Here is a 17,403-nt window from a genome sequence, read left to right on the forward strand (position 1 = left end):
CTGTGCCCGACGGGAGGAGGGCGGCATGCTGCTGCGATTCCGCACAGCCAATGTGCGGTCACTGCGCGACGAGCAGGAGCTGTCCTTCGTCGTACCGCCGGGTGAAGAGTCCGACGCCGCCCGTGTGGTCGAACTCTCCGACGGCAAGTCGCTCCAGGTCTACCCGGTGATCGGCGTCTTCGGTGCCAACGCCTCCGGTAAGTCCAACGTCATCACGGCGTTGAAGAAGATGCAGGGGGCCGTGGTCAACTCCTACGGCCCTTGGACGTCGTACACCGGTATCCCGGACCGTGAACCGTTCGCGCTCGACGCGGAGTCGTCCGGCGAAAGCACCTTCTACGAAGCGGATTTCGTCCTGGAGGACGGAGTGCGCTGGACGTACGGGTTCGAACTCGGCGACAGGCGTGTCGAGTCGGAGTGGCTGTACGCGTATCCCAAGGGGCAGCGTCAGGTATGGCTCGACCGTGACGCCTCACGCGGTCCGGAGGCAGAGTTCGACTGGCCCGGCAGGCGAGTTCAGGACCGAGCCCTTCTTGCACGTACGACTCGTCAGAACGCCTTGCTTCTTAGTCGTGCGGCCAGCGACAACCACCCTCAACTCACCCGGATCTTTCACTGGTTCAGGTCGAACCTCTGGGACATCACGCCTGAGGTCGAGCTGAAGAAGCGAGAGGCCTACACGGCGAGTCAGCTTCTCGACGAGAAGAACAAGACTCGTGTGCAGGAGTTGCTGCGCGTGGCCGACCTCGGGATCCGGGGCGCTGAGGTGGAGCGCGTACCCGGCAACAATGCGCCCAAAGTCCGTCTCCTTCATGGTAGTTCGGACGGTGACGCGGTCGCCTTCGACTGGGACAAGGAGTCGTTCGGTACGCGCTCGTGGTTCGCGCTCATCGGTCCGCTGCTTCTCGCGCTCGACAGCGGCGCTGTGCTGCTGATTGACGAGTTGGACGCCAGCCTGCACCCGAAGTTCGCCGCCGAGGTGGTCAGGCTCTTCCAGGCGCCATGGTCCAATCCTCGCGGCGCGCAACTGGTCTTCACGTCGCACGACGCGTCACTGCTCAAGACACCGCGCGGCGGTCGCTTTCTGGAGCCGGGCCAGGTCTGGCTGACGGAGAAGGACAAGCGGGGGGCCACGGAGTTGTTCCCGCTCAGCGATCTCGAGCCCGGGCCCGAGGAAGATCTTGAGGATTCGTACCTCGCCGGCGCCTTCGGAGCTGTTCCTCAGGTCGCCCAGGGACAGCTCGGCCGCGAGGTGCTGGCAGCGCTGACGGCAGCTTCGGCATCGACAGGGGAGGCAGAGCGTTCCTGATGGCGAGGGACAGGGGGCGGGACAATCCTGCGCGCGGCAAGAAGGCACGAGCTCTTCGCCGGGAGGTGTACGTCTACACGGAGGGCGAGGTCACCGAGCCCGGTTTCGTGACGTACGTGATCAAGAACGGTACGCGCAAGGAGCCACGGCACGAGATCGTCTGCACGGTCGAGAACCGCAGCGCCCCCAGCAAGCGCCGCAAGCCGCTGCCGCTAGTCAAGGAAGCCCTCACCAAGTGGAGCGAGGTGCAGCGCGCCGCGAAGAAGGCGGACATCAAGCCGGACGACTGGAACTATCCGCAGGTGTGGTGCCTGTTCGATCGCGACCAGCACGAGAGCATCCCCACGGCGTTCGCCGACGCGAAGCGCGCGGGGCTGCACATCGCCTACTCCCACCCCTGCTTCGAGTTGTGGCGGCTGCTGCACTACCAGAACTACACGAGCGGCTTCGGCGGCGTGTGCGACAGCGCGGCCGGTGTTCTGCGGCGGCAGGACGGGTTCGCACAGACCTATGGTCCGTCGGTCCGGTCCGTAACCGATCAGCAGGCGAAGCAGGTCATGGCCGGGCAGCTGAACGGCCGGTATAAGACGGCGCGCGGCCACGCGCAGCGCCTGAACGCCCGGCACGAGGGCCGCGCCGACCAGAACCAGTGGGACCCGTACACGGACGTCTGGCGGTTCGTCGAGGACGGTCTGGACATGACGGACTACTGAGAGTCCCTGCTTTCTGTTTTCCCGTAGGTGGTGAAACCGGACGCGGCCCAGCCTTTAGGCTTCCGGTTGCAACCGGTCGTTCACCACCTGAGGGAGTGCCGTACGTGGCCAAGCTCACGCTCGCGCAGTTGGAGCGCCATCTCTTCGCGGCGGCCGACATTCTGCGCGGCACGATGGATGCCGCCGAGTATCGCGACTTCATCTTTGTGCTGCTCTTTCTCAAGCGGGTCAACGACGAGTTCGACGCCGCACGCGAGGCGATCATCAAGGACCGTCTCGCTGAGGGGGACACCCAGGAGGAAGCGGAGGAGGAGGCCGAGTCGTACGAGTGGTACGACGAGCGCGGCGCGATCTTCGTGCCGAAGGCGGCGCGCTGGGAACGGCTGGCCGGCGCCGTCGACAACGTCGCCACTGACTACCTGCAGAACGCCCTCACCAAGCTGGAGCAGGCGCCCGGCAACAGTGAACTGCGCGGTCTCTTCGCCCACGTCCACTTCAACCGCATCGGCGGCGGCAACGCGCGTGGCGCGGCAGCACTGGCCGACAAGCGCCTCAGGACCCTGATCGACCACTTCGGCAGCATCCGGTTGCGCGGCGAGTACTTCGAGTTCCCCGACATGATCGGTGCCGCGTACGAGTACTTGATCAAGGACTTCGCCGACTCGGCGGGCAGCAAGGGCGGCGAGTTCTACACGCCGCGTGCCGTCGTCCGCATGATGGTCGAACTCGCCCGCCCCGACGGTGGGATGCGGGTGTACGACCCGTGCGTCGGCTCGGGCGGCATGCTCATCCACGCCATGGAGTACGTCGACGAACACGGCGGCGACTCCCGCAACCTCGGCCTCGCGGGCCAGGACGCCAACAGCGGCTCGTGGGTCATGGCGACGATGAACATGCTGTTCCACGGGGCGAAGAAGTTCTCGTTGCGGACCGGGGACACCTTGACGAATCCGCTGCACCCGGAGGGCGGATTCGACCTGGTGCTGAGCAACCCGCCGTTCTCGATGGACTACAAGCAGGGCGAAGTCCCGCGGATCGCCGAGCGCATGCCGTACGGCTTCACATCGGAGCGCGGCAAGGCCGACCTGATGTTCCTCCAGCACATGCTGGACATGGTGAAGTCGAAGGGTGGCTCGGTCTACACCGTCATGCCGCACGGGGTGCTGTTCCGTGGCGGCGACGAGCAGAAGATCCGGCGCAAGCTGCTGGTCGAGGGCGACTTGATCGAGGCAGTCATCGGACTGGCTCCCAACTTGTTCTACGGGACCGGGATTCCGGCGTGTGTGCTGGTGCTGCGGCCGCCGGGCAAGCGGCGTCCGGACCGGCGCGGGAAGGTGCTGTTCATCAACGCCGACCGCGAATTCCACGCGGAGCGTGCGCAGAACGTCCTGCTGCCCGAGCACATCGAGAAGATCGTCTCCACGTTCCACGCGTTCCAGGACGACGAGGTCTTCGAAGACGTCGAAGGCTTCGCCAAGGCCGTGACGCGCGAGGAACTGGAGGCGAACGACTTCAACTTCAACATCCGTCGCTACGTCGACAACACGCCGCCGCCGGAACCGCAGGATGTGCGGGCCCACTTGGTGGGCGGTGTTCCGGTCGCTGAGATCGAGGCGAAGAAGGCACTGTTCGACGCGTACGGGATTGATGTGCCGGACCTGTTCGAGGTGCGGGACGACGATCCCGCGTACGTGGACTTTCCGAAGCAGGAGCGGCGGCCGGATGCGGCGCGGCTTTCGGAGCTGGCGAGTGAGCGTACGCAGCGGCTCTGGGGTGTCTTTGAGGAGTGGTGGCGGAGCGAGACGGATCAGATCGCTTCTCTGGTCCCGGCGGGCGCCGACCGTACGGAGCGCGAACGCAAGGCCCAACTGGCTCGGCTGCGAAGGGACTTGATCGTTTCGTTCGGTGAGCGACTGCTGCCCGTGGGGGTCCTCGACCAGTACGCGCTCGCGGGCGCGGTGGCCGGCTGGTGGCACGAGGCGAAGAACGACCTCAAGGCGCTGTCGGTGAACGGCTTCGAGGGTGTTGTTGACGGCTGGGTCGAGTCCGTCGTGACCATGTTGGCCCCCGAGCCGGATCCGCGTACCGGCGGCCAGCGCGAACGCTCTGCGGCCGAGCGCCGTCAGGCCTACGACCACAAGATCGTTGCCGCGATGGTTCCCGAGTTCCTGGACGACTTGAAGTCCGCCGACCGTACGTATGCGGAGCTGGACGCCAAGGTCAAGGAGGCCGAGGAGGCCGAGGCCGCGGTGAAGGCGGCGCGGGACGCTGCGCTGGGCGAGGGCGACTCGTCGGAGCCGGTGGAGGTCGATCAGGCGCTGCTGGATGCGGTGCTTACGGCTGCGGAGATGCGCGCGCTGAAGAAGCGGCGCACCGATGCCAAGCGGGAGATCGAGGACCTGGAGAACGACTTCTGGCCGGTCGCCGCTGTGCAGAAGCGGCGGGATTCGGAGAGAGGTAGGGCAGCCAAGGGGAAGAAGGGGGCGGCTGGTTCGGGTGACGGCCAGGCCGCGTTGATGGAGCTTCCGGTGGGCGAGGATGACGGCGCCGACTCCGGTGATCCGCGTCTGACGCGGGCCCGCAAGATGCTGGCCAAGCGGGCGGGGGAGCGGGACGTCGTCCTGGGCATCCTGCGGGACGACCTCGCGAGCAAGGTCGGAGGTCATCTGGTGCGCCGTGAGCGGGAGTTGGCGGAGACGTACCGATCCTGGGAGGACAAGTACGCGGTGTCCCTCCGGGAGATCGAGGGGCGTCGGGAGACTGCTGCCGGGGTGTTGGACGGGTTTTTGCGGGAGTTGGGTTATGTCGGCTGAGCTTCGGATGATCCCGTTGAAGCAGGTTCTGCAGCAGTTGGATGTGGGTGTTGCATCAGTAGGGCCCGAGGAGAAGCCTGCGCAAGGTGAGTGGGGCGTCATCCGGCTAGGGGCCGTGGCCTCCGGACAGTTTCGTGCGGATCAGGTCAAACGGTGGCCTGGGGCCCGCCCGCCCAAAAGTGGGCTGGAGATCAAGCCGGGTGACCTGCTTGTCGTCCGCGTCAACGGGTCCCCGAAGTTGGTCGGTTCGGTATGCAGGGTTGCAGAGGTCCCACCGAAGCTGATGCTGTCCGACCTGGTCATGCGTCTTGTGCCGGATCCCGCAGTCATGGACTCGCGGTTCCTGGAACTCGCCCTTTCGTCGACGCACGGGCGGCGCCAGATCGAGATGAGTATGCGGGGGACCAGTGGGCAGTTTCAGCTTCCGCAGGGGGAGCTGAAGTCCGTCCAGGTGCCCTGGCTTCCATTGAGGCGACAGCGGCGCATCGTTGAGGTGCTGGGGGCGGTGGTTGACCAGGAGCGGGCCCTTGAGGCGGCGATTGCCAAGCTGCGCAGCCTCCGCGGTGCTGCGCTTGCCGACCTCCTCGGGAGGGGTGGGGCTGGTACCTCCAGAGCACTCGGTGATGTGCTGCATCGAGTCGAATCGGGATGGAGCCCGGTCTGTGAGCCGACTGAGCCGGGTGGTAGTGAGTGGGGTGTTCTCGGCCTGGGGGCCGTTACGTCTGGGGTTTTCCTGGAGCGTGAGGCTAAGCGCCTACCGTCGTCGCTCTCCCCCCGGCGCCCGCTTGAAGTGTGCGAGGGCGATGTCCTGATTGCGCGGGCCAACGGATCCAAGCGGCTGGTGGGTGTGGGCGCGGTCGTGCCAGCTGACGTGAGATCCCGGCTGATCTTTCCTGACCTCGTGTACCGATTGGCGGCCGACGAATCTGTCCTGCAAGCCGACTACTTGGGCTACTTGATCGCTGCCCCGCTCTTTAGGCGCCAGGTTGAAGGCGCTATGCGGAGTACCAGTGGGCAGTTCAAGATCTCGAAGGGAGACCTTCGGGAGTTTCGCATCCCGGTACCCTCGCTGTCTGAGCAGCAACTCATCGTCAGGCAACTCAGGGCGTGGGACAGACGGATCGCAAGTGAGCAGGACGCGCTCGTGAAGCTGCGTGCACTGAAAGCCGGGCTGGTTGACGACCTGCTGTCTGGGCGCACGGCCCTGTCGGACGCCGCCTGATCACCGCTCGGGCGGCATGAGCCCCAGCTCGAACCACACCACCTTGCCCACGCCGCCCTCCCGACCCTCCGCGCCTCACTCATTCGCCAGCATCTCCACCAGCGCCAACCCTCGCCCCGACTCCTCCTCCACCGAAGCCGTGCGCGGTGTCGGGAATGTGGCATTCGCGTCTGTCGCCAGTACCCGGAGCCGGTTCTCCGTCAGGATCGCGCGGGCCCGGATCTCCCGGCCTGCCGGGACCTTCGCGTGGCGGTAGGCGTTCGTCCTCAGCTCGCTGAGAAGTAGCTTCGCCGTCTCCGTCGCCGCCAGTGGCAACGTCCAGGACGCCGCCTGTTCGCGGAACAGCAGGCGGGCCCGGCCCACGCTCCGGGCGTGACGCGGCAGGCGCCACTCGATGTCGGTCATGGGCGGCGTCGTCTGCATGCGCGGTTCATTCCTTGCGTGGGAGGTTTGCCGTTTGCTGAGCTCACCGTTCCGTTCCGCGCGTAGCCTCGGGAGTAACGACGCATGTACGGCGGGTAGTTGTACCCGTCGAGTACCTGCTGGGCCAGCGGAGGTGTGCGTGTCTTCCGAGTCGAACGCGTGGCGTTACTGCGGCAGTCAGATCAAGCTGTGGCGGACGGAGGCGGGCGTATCGCGCGAGGCCCTGGCCGCAGAGGCTGGCTACGGCCTTGAGTATGTGAAGTCCATGGAGACTGGGAGACGCAAACCCACGCTTCGGCTCCTTCAGGTCTCGGATCAACTGTGCGGTGCGGGCGGGAAGATCGTCGCCGCGCAGGAGTTCCTGAAGTCGGAGGCGCACCCGGAGCGGGCGCACGAGTTCATGGCGCTGGAGAAGGACGCGATCGTCTTCAGTTCGTACGAGCCGCTGCTCATCCCCGGGTTGTTGCAGACGTCGGAGTACGCGCATGCGTTGATCAGCGAGAGCTGCCCGCCGGTCGACGACGAGACGATTGAGGAGCGGGTTGCGGGGCGCCTCAAGAGGCAGGAGGCGTTGACCGCTCGCAAGAGCGTCATGTTCAGCTTCGTCCTGCTTGAGGCGGCTCTGCGTACGCAGGTGGGGGTCGACGGAGTCATGAAGCGGCAGCTCGAAAAGCTACTGGAATTGGGAGAGTTGAGGAACGTCACGATTCAGGTGATGCCGTTCGGGCGGGCGTACGGCGTAGCGCTGCGAGGTGGCTACGTGCTGCTGGAGACGGCCGAGCATCAGCACTACGCGTATGTCGAGGCGCCGAAGACCAGTGCCCTGTACGGCGATGGGGGCCAGGCAAGTGAGCTCGCCTTGGCGCATGGCATGATCCGTACGCACGCCCTCAGCCCGGAGGAGTCGACCGAGTTCATCAGGAACAGAAAGGTGGCCGAGGAACTGTGAACGCCCGCCTGGCGTGGTTCAAGTCCAGCTACAGCGACGATGAAGGCGGCAATTGCCTCGAAGCCGCCCGCGCCCCCCAGCGCATCCACATTCGCGACTCGAAGCTCGGCCCCCAAGGGCCGACGTTCACCACCGCCGCGCCCGCGTGGAAGTCGTTCCTCGCGCACCTTCACACGGCCTGAGCTCCGAGCCCCGAACCCCGAGCTCTGCTTGTAGGGAATGGGAGTTGGGGGCTTAACCCACCTCCCGCCCTCCCGCTACGGCCAGCCCGCATGACTTTCCGCGACCGGGTTGCAACGCACAGTCGCGACCCTCTAGCGTGCCCAACAACAAACGACCCCGGCCGGGTGCTACCAACACCCGAACCGAGGTCTCACCAACAAGATCGAAGTAGGCGATCTCGTGGCTACCGAAAACCTTAGCTTCGCCCTGCCTTCCCCCGCACACCCCCTGGCCAACCCCGGCTACGGAAAACGCGGCACCCCGGACCAGCCTCCTCTCCGTCGCGACACCTTCGCGCACCTCCCCCTCCGCGCCCGCTACTTGGCCGGCTTCATCGACGCGCTCCCTGAGAACGCCGCCATGGACGCCAAGACCCTCGCAAAGGAACAGCCCCTCTACGGCCAGGCGGCCGTGCGCTCCGCGCTGAATGAGCTCTCTGCCGCCGGACATCTGCGTCGCGTACGCCGTGTCGCAGCCGGTGACGTGACCCGCTGGGTGTTCCACACGTACTGGTCCCGAACCGCACGCAGCGACGAGTGGTGGACCCGGTTTCTCGATGGTGACGTACCCGAAACGGAGATCAGCGCTCCGCAGCCGCCCACCCGCTCCGACGCGTACCATCGCCTCGCCCAACTTGGCCTCCGCGACCCGCGATTGACCCTCTCGGCAGCGGACTGTGCCACCCTCGAACCCCTCGTCACCGAGTGGCTGGCCCGCGAACCCGACCCCCAGTTCCTCGCCCAGGCACTGACCTCCGGGCTGCCGCCAGTCGTCCACTCGCCCCGCGCCTTTGTCGCCCGCCGCCTGACCGACAAGCTCCCGCCCGAGCGCGTACGCGTACGCACGGACCCCGCACCAGCCCCGGGCCCCGCCCGCCGGACCCTCATGGAATGCACGGACTGCGGGCGCCCAGGACGGCCGGAGGCGTTGCCGGGCGGCCTGTGCCACTCATGCCGTACGCCGGAAGCGACACCGGAAGAGACAAAGGCGCACCCGGATTCAGCCAACTCCTGCTGCCCCGCCCGCACGTAGCCCCGCAAATACCGCCACTCACACCCCGTACCAGCCACAGCGCGCGCACAATAGAACACCGGTCGGGGCCGGGCGGCACGCACGTACGGGGAAAGGCGCCACGCACATGGCAGGGAGCACAAGGGGCACACGGGCCACGTCCGAGCGGGACGAGGTCGAGCGGCCTATCGTCGATCAGCTCGTCTCGATGGGGTGGAAGCACATCCACGGGCCGGTCCTCAGCCGACTCGCCGCCGACCCGGACGGGACGGTCGACAGTGACGAGCGCGCCTACAGCGACGTACTCCTGCACAAACGCCTGCGCCGTGCGCTCCGGCGGATCAACCGGGTCAAGGACGAGACGGGCGCCCGCGGCGACGCCTGGATGACCGACAGCGACGCCGACACCGCCATCGACGCCCTCAAGCGAGCCGCCCGCAACATCGCCACCACCTCCCTGACGGCCGTCAACAGCGAGGTCACCAGCCTGCTGCTCAGCGGTGCCCCGATCCCGGGTGACGTGGAGCACTACCAGGGGAAGACGGTCCACGCCCAGTTCGTGGACTGGGACATGGAGGGTCTCGGCGACCAGGAGATCCTGGAGCGCAACGAGTTCCTCGTCGTCGACCAGTTGCGGGTGCGGACGGAGGACGGCGCCGAGAGCGTGCTCGACCTCGTGCTGTTCATCAACGGCATTCCGGTCGTGGTCGTCGAGTGTAAGAGCCCGGATGTTCGGGACCCACTCGGGGAAGCGGTACGCGATCTGCGGTTCTACGCGGGCGTGCCGTTGGACTCCGACGAGCGGGACAGACGGCGGGTGCGGGACATCGGGATCCCGGAGCTGTTCGCGCCGGTGCAGCTGCTCGTCGCCGCCTGCGGGACCAGTGCGGCCCTCGGCACCATCACCTCCAGCGAGGAGCACTTCGCGCCCTGGCGCAGCGTCACCCCGGACTACAAAGACGACGACGAGCTGCTGCACGTACTCCAGGGCGTCCGGCGGGCCGACAACGGAGAGCGGCTCATCGACCCCGACGGTCAACTGACCGACCAGCACCGGCTCGTGGCCGTCGTCCTCAAGCCGCGCAATCTGCTCAACATCGTCCGGCACTACGTCTTCGAGATGCCGGTGAAGACCAAGCCGGGCGAGCCGCCCGTCACCGTCAAGGCCGTCTGCCGGCATCAGCAGTACCGGGCTGTCGAGAAGATCGTGCTCAAGCTGCGCACCGGGCGGACGCTGGAGGACCCGGCCGCCGAGCGTGACGAACGCGGCGGTGTCATCTGGCACACCCAGGGGTCAGGGAAGAGCCTCACCATGGCGTTCCTGGCCCGCCGCCTGCACACCAGCCGGGATCCGGAGTTGAACCGCTTCACCCTGCTCCTCGTCACCGACCGCAAGCAGCTCGAACGGCAGCTGTCCGCCGCCGTGCGGATCAGTGGCTCCGTCGTCCGTATCGCCAAGTCGCAACCGGACGTCGAAGGCATGCTCGCGCGGGCGGGAAAGGGTGGCGGGCGCGCCGTCGTCTTCACGATGATTCAGAAGTACCTCGGGCGTATTCCCGGTGTCAGTGGGACGGCGGAAGGTGAAGGCGGCGACGACCGCGACCTGACCGCCGAATTCGAAGCCGGGCAGGAGTACATCGAGGCGGGTGGCGACGCCGAGGAGGCAGCCGATCCGACGCCCGACGCGGCGGCGATCGAAGAGGTGCGGCGGCGTTTCGCCGAGTGCAGCACCTCCCCGTACGTGCTCGTGCTCGTCGACGAGGCGCACCGCTCACACACCTCCGTGCTGCACGCCTGCCTGCGCGATGCCGTCCCCAATGCCGCGCGGATCGGGTTCACCGGTACGCCGATCATGAAGGGGCGGCTTGGCGACACCGGGCGCATCTTCGGCATTGAGGACGGCGGCAAGTTCCTCGACCACTACCTCATGGACGAAGCCGAGCGGGACAAGGTCGTCGTGCCTGTGCGCTACGAAGGGCGGACCGGGTCGGCGGAGGTGAGGGACCGTGCTGAACTGAACCGGAAGTTCGATGACCTGATCGCGCAGCTGCGGGCCGACCGACAGCAGAAGATGCGCAAGCGGCTGAAACCGACCAGCAGGGACGTGGCCGAGTCGGAGCCGGTGATCGGCCGCAAGGCCCTCGACATGATGGAGCACTACGTCACCGGGCCGCTCACCGGCGGCTTCAAGGCCCAGGTGGCAGCGGTGAGCCGCAAGGCCGCGGTGCTCTACATGCACAAGCTGGACGAGGCACGGCACCAACTCCTGGTTCGTATCGCCGACTTCGACCCGGCCACCCTGCGGGACAAGCCGTTCTCCGCGTACGCATGGGACGACCTCGTGCTGCTGCGGACCTGGCAGTACCAGGAAGTACTGCGACGCATCGAGTTCGTGCCCATCATCTCGGCAGGGAAGAAGGACGAGAAGAGCTGGGCGAACTGGACGGACTCGGCACGGCAGGAGGAGGCCGTCGAGCGGTTCCTGGAGCCGTTCCCCCAGCTGCCCCCGGACAATCCGTGGGCGGCGGACCATGGGTCGGCCGACGAGGCTGCACCTGCGGAGCGGGCGGATGTCGGGGCGAACCCGTGGAGCGGCACCGACGTCACGGTCACGAAGGAGGCCGGTCCTGTCGCCTTCCTGATCGTGAAGTCCATGCTGCTCACCGGCTTCGACGCCCCGATCGAGCAGGTCCTGTACCTGGACCGGCCGATCCAGGACGCCGAACTGCTCCAGGCCATCGCCCGCGTCAACAGGCCACGTCGCGACAAGAAGTTCGGCCGCGTCGTGGACTACTACGGCGTCCTCGACAACCTGGCCGACACCCTGCCCGCGTACAAGGGCGGGGGACCCACGCAGCGTATGGCGCGCGACATGGTGCAGAGCTTGGAGGAGGACCTGCCCGAGCTGAAGGACGCCGCCGGGGAGTTGTCCCTGTTCCTGGAGGGGCTGGGAATCTCCGGGCTCGACACCGCACGCGGCGTCGCGCGCGGCATGCTCGCCTTGGACGACGAGGCCGACCGTGCCGAGTTCGACCGCCTCCTCGGCGCCTTCATGAACGCCCTTGAGCGCGTCCTGCCCCATCAGGATGCCTTGGAGCTGGTGCCGGACGCCCGGCAGTGGACGCTGCTGCAGAAGCGGGTCCGTCGGCACTACCGCGACGCCGAGGGCGGGGACTTCTCCCTTCGTGCCTACGGGCGGCAGGTGCGGGCTATGGTCGCCGACCATCTGGAGCTGCCGGAGATCGAGGAGGCCATCGCCCCCGTCTCGATTCTCGCGCCGGACTTCGACGAGGTGGTGGGACGCATTGTCGACGTCGAGGAGTCGGCGGCCGAGCAGGTACAGGCGCTGCGCTACCACTTGGAGGAGCGGCGCGAAGAGGAGGACCGCCCTGTCTTGCGCACTCTGTCCGAGGAACTGGAGCAGATTCTGCGGGAGTTGGACGGGCGCTGGGACGAGATAAAGATCCGTATCGGTCCGCTGATCGAGCGGGCGAGGCAGGCGGAGCGGGTTGACCCGGTAGTCGCCGACATGACCGCCGTGGAGCAGCAGCTGTACACGAAGCTGAGCGACCGTCTCACCGAGGACCCGGCCTTCGACCTGCCCGAGCCGGTCGTCCTGCGGAACGTGACCACGGAACTCGGCGGGATCATCGTCGAGCATGTGTCCAGTGCCGCCTGGTCCGACAACGAGGCGAGTCTCGACGCCTTGCAGAGCGCCCTGTGGCGCGGGCTGCGCCGCGCCGGGATCCGGCCCAGGGAGCGGGAAGCCCAGCCGCTGCGCAACCTGTCTCAGGCGCTCACCGGGCATGCGCAGCGGCATGCGGCGGCATTCCGGTCGGTCGTCAGGGGACAATAGGGGGTATGCCCGCATCCGCCGATCTCCGTCGCGACACCGATCTGCCCGTCCTGGTCGACGGCCAGACGGTGACGCTGGGCGACCGGATGTTCCGTGTCACAGTGAGCCCGCGCCGTACCCGCCTCGGCCTGACGGTCGAGCGGGACAGCTCGCTGACGCTCCGCGTGCCATCGCACTGCGAGGTCACGCGCGCCGAGCACTTCGTCCACCGGAGCGAGACCTGGCTGGCGGACAAACTACGGAGGCGGGAAGAGCATCCGCCGGCGCATCCCGTGCGTGCGTTCACCGACGGGGAGACCTTCTCTTATCTCGGGCGTGAGTACCGCTTGTTGTCCCACGACGCCGAGGGCGAGCCGGGCGTGGTGAAGCTGGCGGCCGGGCGACTGGTCGTGCCGGGGCATCTCGCACGAGACCCACGCAAGGCACGGCGCGCGGTCATTGCCTGGTACCGGAAGACGGGACTTCGCTGGGCGTCGTCGCGACTGCAGCCCTGGGCGGCACGTATGGAGGTGCCCGAGCCCGTCGTGCGGGTCCGCGACGTCGGGAACCGATGGGGCACGTTCCGTCCGGCGTCCGCGGGGTCGGGCACCATGGCGCTGCACTGGGCTGTCTTCCAGCTCCCTTCGTACCTGGTCGACTACGTCATTGCCCACGAACTGGCGCACATCAAATTGCCGGGGCATGGGCCGGGCTACTGGAAGTTGTTGCGGACAGCTATGCCGGAGTGCGAGGAGCGTAAGTCCGACCTCGACGACCTGGGGCGACGGCTGTGGCTGGGGGATATCGAGCCTTCAGGATCAGACCAAGGCGGGCCCAGATGGCCGGGACCCCAGCCGGACGACCGGGCGTGAGTGTCGGCCGCTGTTCGATGACGTCCGGCGGCAGAGGGTTGGCAACGCGCTGGGGTGCGTAGATTCGGCGGAGCGGTTATCCAGGTGCGTTCATGGCTGCGCATGTGGCTCCATGGATCCCATGATGTCCGCCGACCGCCTCCTCGCCTTCGCGGCGATGTCCCTGCTGTTGATCGTCATCCCGGGCCCGAGCGTGATCTTCGTCGTCGGCCGCGCCCTCGCCCAGGGCCGCCGCGCAGCGCTGACGACGGTCGCGGGCAATACCCTCGGGGCGTACGTCCTCGTGATCGCCGTCGCTCTCGGTATCGGCTCGCTCGTCGAGCGCTCGGTGGCGATCTTCATGACGCTGAAGCTGGTGGGCGCGGCGTACCTGATCCATCTGGGCATCAAGGCGATACGCCAACGGCGTTCGCTGCGCGCGGTGTTCGAGGAGGAGCGGGGCGAGGTGAGCCGCGGCACCACCCTGCGCACCCTCTGGGAGGGCTTCGCGGTGGGCGTCGCCAACCCCAAGACGATCGTCTTCTTCGCGGCGGTGCTGCCCCAGTTCGTCGACCGGGAGGCCGGGCACACGGTGCTCCAAATGCTGCTCCTGGGCCTGGTGTTCAACGTGATCGCGATCGCCTCCGACAGCCTCTGGGGCCTCGCCGCCTCCACGGCCCGCACCTGGTTCGCCCGCTCCCCGCGCCGCCTCGCGGCGGTTGGCGGCACGGGCGGCCTCGCGATGGTGGGCCTCGGCGTGACGGTGGCGGTCACGGGGAGGGCGGAGTGACCCCGCCCCGTCCGCACGCCGCCCCGGCACCAGCGGCGTCACGCCACCCGCGTCGCCCCGGCGAACGGCATCTCGTCGATCGGGGCCACCCGTACCGGCGCGCTCGGGTTCGGGGCGTGGATCATCTTGCCGCCTCCGATGTAGAGGCCCACGTGGCTGATCGAGGAGTAGAAGAAGACCAGGTCGCCCGGCTGGAGCTGGGACTTCGGGATGCGCGGGCCCGCGTCGATCTGGGAGTACGTCGTGCGGGGGAGTGAGACCCCGGCCGCCTTGTACGCGGCCTGCGTCAGGCCCGAGCAGTCGAAGGCGTCGGGTCCGGTGGCGCCCCATACGTAGGGGCTGCCCAGTGCGCCGTACGCGAAGGAGATGGCCTCCTTGGCGCGGGAGTTGGGGGCCTGGGAGAGGTCGGCGCGTTCCGTCGAGCGGGAGGAGCGTTCGCTCGTCGCGGGGGTGGCGGTGCGCTCGTCAGGGGTGAGGCGGTCGAGGAGGCGCCGGGCCTCCGCGAGTTTTCGCTTCACCTTCTTCTTGTTGTCCTCCAACTCGGCCTTTTTGGCGCGGAGTTCGGAGAGCGTGTCGTCGGCGTCGCCGCGCAGCTGGTCGATCTCGCGGAGTTCACCCTGGACGCGGGTGACCGCGGCGGCCTGCCGCGCGCCGACGCGCTCCGTGAGGGACGCCTTGTCGAGGTAGGCGTCGGGGGAGGAGGAGAGGAGCAGCTGGACCGACGGGTCCACGCCTCCCGTGCGGTACTGCGAGGCCGCGACCGAACCCAGCTTCTCGCGCTCGGAGTTGAGGGATTCGGTGCGCCGGGACGCCTCGTCCTGGAGGGCGTCCACCTTCTTCCGCGCCCCGTCCGCCTTCTCCTTCGCCCCGTTGTACTTCTGGGTGGCGACCTCCGCCTCCTGGTACAGCTTGTCGACCTTGGCCCGCACCTGGTCCGGGCCGAACTCGGGCTCCGCGTGCGCCGCCCCGCCGTCGAGGGCGGTGACGGTGGCCGCGGAAGCGAGGGCGAGCGTGGCCGCGGTGCGGGCCGTGCCCCCACCGCGGAGCGAACGCGGTCGGGGCTTTCGATGCGCTGCCGGCACAAGGTCCTCCTCTGGGCGCCGTACGAACCGCACGGCCCCCGGTCGCGCGTCCGGCGGCGGCCCGCACAGGGGAGCGGGCCGCCGCCGGACCTTTCTCGGCGGGGTGTCCGACTGCCGCCCCTGGCCCGGGCGGCGGTGGGGAGCCGGTCACCTGAGGAAGGACGCTAAACCTCTGCGTAACGGGTTGGTGCCGGATTGTTCGCAACTGGTCTGTTTGTTACGGATGGTGGCGGAGAGTGATAACAGAGTGGCAAAGGGGTGCCCGTAGTGGGCCATGGGCGTCCGGTTAGGCTCCGAACCATGGACGTACTCATCCACCTCTTCGTCGGCCTGCACATCATCGGCATCGCCTCGCTGCTCGGCGGCTTCCTCACGCAGATGTCGGCGATGAAGGAGGGCGCGGCCCGCTTCAACAAGGCGATGCTGCACGGCGCCCTGACCATGCTGGTGACCGGCGTCGCCCTTGTCGGCCTCAACCAGGCCGACGGCAGCACCGTGAACAACATCAAGATCGGCGTGAAGCTCGCGCTCCTGATCGTGATCCTCGGCATCGTCTACGTGAAGCGGGACGAGGAGAAGGCGGAGAAGGGCCTCTTCATCACGGTCGGCGCGCTCACCGTCGTCAACATCTTCATCGCGGTGCTCTGGACCTGAGCGACCGCGTCCCAGGACGTACAGAAGGGCCCGGCAGGTACGACACCTGCCGGGCCCTTCTGCGTGGGGTCAGGCCGGCCGCACCACGCTGTGGATCGACGACGTGCCGTCGTAGTAGATCGACTCCTCGCGCACGACCGCGCCCGGCTTCGGCGCGTGGACCATCATGCCGTCGCCCATGTAGAGGCCCACGTGGCTGATGTCGTCGTAGAAGAACACCAGGTCACCGGGTTGGATGTCGGAGAGCGGCACCGTCTTGCCGACCTCGACCTGGTCCCAGGTCGTCCGCGGCAGCGAGATCCCCGCGGACTTCCACGCGGCCTGCGTCAGGCCCGAGCAGTCGTACGAGTCCGGGCCCGTGGCGCCCCACACGTACGGCTTGCCCTCCTGCGCCTTGGCGAACGCGAGCGCCTGCGCGGCCTTCGTGGCGTACGAGGCGTCCGAGGAGGAGGAACCGGAGCCGGAGGAGCCCGAGGAGCCCGAGCCCGTGGAGCCGGACGACTCCTGCTCCTTCTGCGCGGCCTCCTCGGCCGCCTTCCGCTTCGCCTCCGCGGCCTTCTGCTGGGCGGCCAGCTCGGCGGCCTTCTTGCGGGCCGCCTCCTCCTTGGCCTTCTGGATCGCCGCGAGCCGCGCCTTCTCCTTGGCGGTCAGCTCGGCCAGCAGCTTGCGCGCGTCGGAGAGCTTCGTCTGGACGGTCTCCTTCGTCGACCTCAGCTCGGTCTGCGACTCGCTGAGGTCCTGGAGGCTCGACTGCGCCTCGGTGCGCTTCTTCGCGGTCTCGCGCGCCTGCGCCTGGTAGTCGTCGACCGACTTCTTCTGCTCGTCCGTGAGCCGGTTCATCAGCTGGCGCTGCGAGAAGTAGTCCTCCGGGTCGTCCGCGAGGAACATGGTCGCGGTGTCGCTGATCGCGCCCGAGCGGTACTGCTCGGCGGCGTACCTGCCGAGCTTCTGGCGGGCCGTGTTCATCTCGTCGGTGCGCTGGGCGACCTCGTCGAGGAGCTTGTCGACCTGCTGCTTCTTGGAGTCGGTCCGCTCCTTCGCCCCGTTGTACTTCTGGGTGGCGACCTCGGCCTGCCGGTACAGGGTGTCGACCTTCTGCTGGACCTCTTCGAGGCGCGGCTTGGACGACGGCTGCTCGGGTGCGGCCTGTGCCGTCTGCGAGAGCAGGGCCACGGAGGTGAGGGCGGCGGTGGTGATGCCGACCGCGGGGGTCGTGCGAAGGCCGCCGGTCATCCGGGAACGGCTGCGGGGCTTGCGGTGCGACGCCAAGGCAGGCGACTCCTTCCGTCCTCCGCCTACCGGGTTAGCTGTCGGGTTCGGGCGTCGTACGCGGAAGGCTGCCCTACGGTCGGCTGCCCTGTCCTGCTGGGCCGTCGGCCGATTCACCCCAAGGTCGGTTGGGTCCCCGGTTCCCTGCCTCACGGCGTACGGAACTCAGCGGGGGCTGCCCGTTCGCCGCGACATCCGCGGGCGGGGGGACGGGCTGCCCGGCTGCACCGTAGCCAACTCGTGTGGCTGCTGTGAAGGTT

General features: G+C 67.8%; 14 protein-coding genes and 1 riboswitch. Of the genes, 11 read left to right on the forward strand and 3 right to left on the reverse strand.

The window, feature by feature from the left end; genetic code table 11:
• The first annotated feature begins 25 nt into the window (after positions 1 to 25).
• From ACYSUO_RS17880 to ACYSUO_RS17895, 4 genes are all read left to right on the forward strand, one after another.
• A complete protein-coding gene (locus tag ACYSUO_RS17880) occupies positions 26 to 1,309 on the forward strand; it encodes an AAA family ATPase (protein WP_461777113.1) in 1,284 nt (427 codons plus the stop codon).
• Positions 1,309 to 2,022 (forward strand): RloB family protein, encoded by a 714-nt coding sequence (locus tag ACYSUO_RS17885; RefSeq protein ID WP_461777114.1) that lies wholly within the window; start codon positions 1,309 to 1,311, stop codon positions 2,020 to 2,022. Before ACYSUO_RS17880 ends, ACYSUO_RS17885 begins: the two co-directional genes overlap by 1 nt.
• Positions 2,023 to 2,126: 104 nt before the next feature.
• Positions 2,127 to 4,835 carry a type I restriction-modification system subunit M gene (locus ACYSUO_RS17890; RefSeq protein ID WP_461777115.1) on the forward strand — a complete coding sequence of 903 codons (2,709 nt, stop codon included), beginning with the start codon at positions 2,127 to 2,129 and terminating at the stop codon, positions 4,833 to 4,835.
• Positions 4,825 to 6,057, forward strand: coding sequence for a restriction endonuclease subunit S (locus ACYSUO_RS17895; protein WP_461777116.1), 1,233 nt, complete (start codon positions 4,825 to 4,827; stop codon positions 6,055 to 6,057). Before ACYSUO_RS17890 ends, ACYSUO_RS17895 begins: the two co-directional genes overlap by 11 nt.
• A 75-nt stretch (positions 6,058 to 6,132) precedes the next feature.
• Here ACYSUO_RS17895 and ACYSUO_RS17900 read toward each other — a convergent pair whose 3' ends face one another.
• Positions 6,133 to 6,480 (reverse strand): ATP-binding protein, encoded by a 348-nt coding sequence (locus ACYSUO_RS17900; RefSeq protein ID WP_461777117.1) that lies wholly within the window; start codon positions 6,478 to 6,480, stop codon positions 6,133 to 6,135.
• A 139-nt stretch (positions 6,481 to 6,619) separates the two neighbouring features.
• On the opposite strand from ACYSUO_RS17900, the gene ACYSUO_RS17905 reads away from it, so the two are divergent.
• The 6 genes from ACYSUO_RS17905 to ACYSUO_RS17930 all read left to right on the forward strand — a co-directional run bounded on the left by ACYSUO_RS17905 (position 6,620) and on the right by ACYSUO_RS17930 (position 14,138).
• The gene (locus ACYSUO_RS17905; protein ID WP_461777118.1) at positions 6,620 to 7,429 is read left to right on the forward strand and encodes a helix-turn-helix domain-containing protein; all 810 of its coding nucleotides are present in this window, start codon (positions 6,620 to 6,622) and stop codon (positions 7,427 to 7,429) included.
• Positions 7,426 to 7,611 carry a DUF397 domain-containing protein gene (locus tag ACYSUO_RS17910; RefSeq protein WP_461777119.1) on the forward strand — a complete coding sequence of 62 codons (186 nt, stop codon included), beginning with the start codon at positions 7,426 to 7,428 and terminating at the stop codon, positions 7,609 to 7,611. The genes ACYSUO_RS17905 and ACYSUO_RS17910 overlap by 4 nt, the downstream gene beginning before the upstream one ends.
• 220 nt (positions 7,612 to 7,831) lie before the next feature.
• Positions 7,832 to 8,683 carry a hypothetical protein gene (locus tag ACYSUO_RS17915; RefSeq protein WP_461777120.1) on the forward strand — a complete coding sequence of 284 codons (852 nt, stop codon included), beginning with the start codon at positions 7,832 to 7,834 and terminating at the stop codon, positions 8,681 to 8,683.
• A gap of 106 nt (positions 8,684 to 8,789) precedes the next feature.
• The gene (locus ACYSUO_RS17920; RefSeq protein ID WP_461777121.1) at positions 8,790 to 12,518 is read left to right on the forward strand and encodes a type I restriction endonuclease subunit R; all 3,729 of its coding nucleotides are present in this window, start codon (positions 8,790 to 8,792) and stop codon (positions 12,516 to 12,518) included.
• A gap of 5 nt (positions 12,519 to 12,523) precedes the next feature.
• The gene (locus ACYSUO_RS17925; RefSeq protein ID WP_461777122.1) at positions 12,524 to 13,369 is read left to right on the forward strand and encodes a M48 family metallopeptidase; all 846 of its coding nucleotides are present in this window, start codon (positions 12,524 to 12,526) and stop codon (positions 13,367 to 13,369) included.
• A gap of 121 nt (positions 13,370 to 13,490) precedes the next feature.
• The gene (locus tag ACYSUO_RS17930) at positions 13,491 to 14,138 is read left to right on the forward strand and encodes a LysE family translocator (protein WP_461777194.1); all 648 of its coding nucleotides are present in this window, start codon (positions 13,491 to 13,493) and stop codon (positions 14,136 to 14,138) included.
• A 38-nt stretch (positions 14,139 to 14,176) separates the two neighbouring features.
• Here ACYSUO_RS17930 and ACYSUO_RS17935 read toward each other — a convergent pair whose 3' ends face one another.
• Entirely contained in the window at positions 14,177 to 15,220 is a 1,044-nt protein-coding gene (locus ACYSUO_RS17935) for a C40 family peptidase (RefSeq protein ID WP_461777123.1), read from the reverse strand.
• Positions 15,221 to 15,520: 300 nt separating this feature from the next.
• Here ACYSUO_RS17935 and ACYSUO_RS17940 point away from each other — a divergent pair, with 300 nt between their 5' ends.
• Positions 15,521 to 15,874 (forward strand): hypothetical protein, encoded by a 354-nt coding sequence (locus ACYSUO_RS17940; protein ID WP_266713222.1) that lies wholly within the window; start codon positions 15,521 to 15,523, stop codon positions 15,872 to 15,874.
• 69 nt (positions 15,875 to 15,943) lie between these two features.
• Here ACYSUO_RS17940 and ACYSUO_RS17945 read toward each other — a convergent pair whose 3' ends face one another.
• Positions 15,944 to 17,143: a C40 family peptidase gene (locus ACYSUO_RS17945; protein WP_461777124.1), complete on the reverse strand. Its 1,200-nt coding sequence runs from the start codon at positions 17,141 to 17,143 to the stop codon at positions 15,944 to 15,946.
• 8 nt (positions 17,144 to 17,151) lie between these two features.
• Positions 17,152 to 17,310, reverse strand: a riboswitch (cyclic di-AMP (ydaO/yuaA leader).
• Positions 17,311 to 17,403 lie beyond the last annotated feature (93 nt).

This window comes from Streptomyces sp. UC4497 (assembly GCF_054871485.1).